Source organism: Rhizobium sp. 18055 (assembly GCF_902706285.1).
Taxonomy (GTDB): domain Bacteria; phylum Pseudomonadota; class Alphaproteobacteria; order Rhizobiales; family Rhizobiaceae; genus Rhizobium.
The window spans coordinates 1-391 of the sequence record NZ_CACSKD010000476.1 but is presented as its reverse complement, the minus strand read 5'-3'; the positions used below and the strand labels follow the sequence as shown (position 1 = coordinate 391).

At 65.7% G+C, this 391-nt stretch carries 1 protein-coding gene; it reads right to left on the bottom strand.

Going from position 1 to position 391, the window contains the following annotated elements:
• A partial coding sequence (locus GVL52_RS32695) for a cytochrome c1 (RefSeq protein ID WP_200848074.1) occupies positions 1-391 on the bottom strand: 391 nt, incomplete at both ends.

The following is a 391-nucleotide window of genomic DNA, read 5'->3' as shown; positions in this document are numbered from 1 at the left end:
GGCGATCACCGTGAAGACGCCGAGGAAGATCAGCACCCAGACCCCGACGCGAACCCGCGTATTTTGCGCCGGCTCGCCCATCCACTGCAGGTAGTTGACGAGATCACCCACGGTCTCGTCGTACTGGAGGGGCGACATGGTACCCGGAGTCAGCTGCTCCCACCCCTTGAAGACCTGGGTTTTGTGTCCGTGGCTCTCGTGTTCCTCGAATACCGGGCGGCGTTCGCCCTGCAGTTGCCACAGCGCGTGGGGCATGCCGACGCTCGGGAACGCGAGGTTGTTCCAGCCCGTGGCCTTGGTGTCGTCGCGGTAGAACGTGCGCAGGAAGGTGTAGAGGTAGTCGGCCCCGGTGCCGTTGTGGCCGGCGCGCGAGCGGGCGATCACGGTGAGG